General features: G+C 71.7%; 1 protein-coding gene. It reads left to right on the top strand.

Annotated features, from left to right (window positions below; all coding sequences use genetic code 11):
- The coding region (locus tag ACZ34W_RS38560; RefSeq protein WP_465611154.1) for a non-ribosomal peptide synthetase at positions 1-2,808 on the top strand (2,808 nt) is incomplete at both ends.

Below are 2,808 nucleotides of genomic sequence, written 5' to 3'. Positions count from 1 at the left end.
GACGCCATCCCCCTCAACAGCAGCGGCAAGACCGACCGCCGCGCCCTCCCGGCCCCGGACCTGGACGCCTTCACCACCAGTAACCGCACCGCCCCGCGTACTCCGGTCGAGGAACGCCTCGCCGCCGTCTGGGCCCAGGTGCTGGGCCTGCCGGAGGTCGGTGTCGAGGACAGCTTCTTCGACCTCGGCGGCGACTCCATCCGCGCCGTCCGCCTCACCGGAGCCCTCCGCGCCGCCGGCTACGACATCACGGTCCGCGACGTCTTCGAACAGCGCACCATCGCCGCCATGGCCATCGCGGTCGGCGACGGCACCGGCGAGTCCCTGATCACCGCCGTCCAGCCCTTCGCCCTCATCGGCGACGACGACCGCGCGGCCCTCCCGGCCGACGTCGTCGACGCCTACCCGCTCTCCCAGGTCCAGACCGGCATGCTCGTCGAGATGCTGGCAGCGACCCACGGGCGGAACGTCTACCAGAACATCACCTCCTTCCGCCTTCCGGACCGCCAGGCGTTCTCGCCGGACGCCCTGCGCGGCGCCGTCGAGCTGATCACCGCGCGCCACGAGACGCTCCGCAGCTCGATGCACCTGGACGGGTTCTCGCAGCCGCTCCAGCTGGTGCACGCGACCGCCGGGATCCCGGTCACCGTCCATGACCTGCGCGGCTCGACCGCCGAGCAGCAGGCCGAGCACGGCCGTGCCTTCGCCGCCGCCGAGCACGCCGCCGCGTTCGAGCTCACGGCCGCTCCGCTGATGCGCGTCGCCGCACACCTGGAGTCCGACGAGTCCTGGTACCTGACCCTCACCTACCCGCACGCCATCACCGACGGCTGGTCCGTCAACTCGATGCTGGTGGAACTCCTGGGCGACTACCAGGCGCTGCGGGACGGCCGCGAGCCCGCCGCCCCGGCGCCGCTCCCGGTGCGCTACGCGGACTTCGTCGCCGCCGAGCAGACCGCGCTCTCCGACCCGGCGACCCAGGCCTTCTGGCAGCAGGTCGTCGACACCCACAGCCCGCTGGTCCTGCCCGCCACCTGGGGCGGTGACGCGGGCGGCCGGACCGGTCTGCAGGTGCCGTTCGCGGACCTGGAGGAGGGGCTGCGCAAGCTCGCGGCCGAAGCGAAGACCTCGCTCAAGAGCGTCATGCTGGCCGCGCACCTCAAGGTGATGGGCAGCCTCACCGCCGAGGACGCCTTCCACACCGGCGTGGTCTACCACGGCCGCCTGGAAGCACCCGGCTCCGACCGGGTGCTCGGCATGCACCTCAACACCCTGCCGTTCCCGACCACTCGGGGCGCGAAGACCTGGCGTGAGCTGGTCGAGCGGACCTACGCCACCGAGACCGAGATCTGGTCGCACCGCCGCTACCCGCTGCCCGCCATCCAGCGCGCCGCCGGCAGCAGCGGCGAGCTGGTCTCCGTGATGTTCGACTTCCACGACTTCCACCAGCTGGACGCCGATGAGGTCGACACCTCCGCCGAACTGCGGGAGAGCGCGAACGAGTTCGGGCTGACCGTCATCACCCGTGACGGGCGCTTCCACCTCAGCAGCACGACCGAGGCCTTCGGTGCCGAGGGCCTGGAGCGGTTGGGTGGGTTGTACCGGTCGGTGTTGGAGTCGATGGCGGCGGATCCGGAGGGTGACGCGCGTGTGGTGCCGTTGTCCGGGGCCGAGGTGGCGGTGTTGTCCGCGCCGGGGCGTGAGGTGGTGTGGTCGACGGCCAGTGCGCCGGAGGCGTTCGCGGCCCGGGTCGTGGAGTCGCCGGACGCGGTCGCGGTGGTGGTCGGTGATGTGGAGCTGACGTACGGGCAGGTGGCGGAGCGGGCGGCGCGGTTCGGCGCGCTGTTGCGGGCGGCGGGTGTCGGTCCGGAGAGCGTGGTGGGTGTGTGCCTGCCGCGTGAGGCGGATCTGGTGCCGCTGCTGCACGCGGTGTGGCTGGCGGGTGGGGCGTATCTGCCGATCGATCCGGCGCTGCCGGGTGAGCGGATCGACTACATGCTGGCGGACTCGGGCGCGGCGGTGCTGGTCACCGTCAGCGGCCGGTCGGTGGACTTCGCCGGGACGAGGATCGACCTGGACACGGTGGTGCTCGACGAGACTCCGACCCTTGCCGTGCCGGGTGTGGTGGTTCCGGAGCAGTTGGCGTACGTGCTGTACACGAGTGGTTCGACGGGGCGTCCGAAGGGCGTGATGATCGGGCACGGTGCGCTGCACAATCTGCTGGCGTCGGTGCGGGACGACCTGGGTGTGCCGGATGGGTCGGTGTGGCTGGCCTCGACGTCGGTGTCGTTCGACATCTCGGGTCTGGAGCTGCACCTGCCGCTGGTCACGGGTGGTCGGGTGGTGCTGGCGCGGGACCACGAGGTGAAGGATCCGGCGGCGCTGATCGCTCTGGTCGGGGCGCATGGGGTGAGTCATGTGCAGGCGACGCCGTCGGCGTGGCGGCTGCTGCTGGAGGCGGGTTTCGAGGAGCGTTCGGTCACCGCGCTGACGGGTGGCGAGCCGTTGCCCGGGCACCTCGCGTCCGCCTTGTCGGCGGTCACGCGGCGGGTGGTCAACGTCTACGGTCCGACGGAGACGACCATCTGGTCGAGCTTCTGGGACGTCCCCGAGGAGCCGGAGACCATCGCCGTCGGCCACCCGTTGGCCAACACCGGCGTCTATGTCCTGGACGAGGGGCTGCGGCTGCTTCCGTCGGGGGTGACGGGTCAGTTGTTCATCGACGGTGACGGGGTGGCCCGGGGTTACCACGGGCGGGCGGACCTCACGGCGGAGAGGTTCCTGCCGAACCCGTACGGGGCGGCGGGT

Source organism: Kitasatospora sp. NPDC022856, from assembly GCF_055561235.1.
This window is presented reverse-complemented; position numbering and strand designations above follow the sequence as displayed.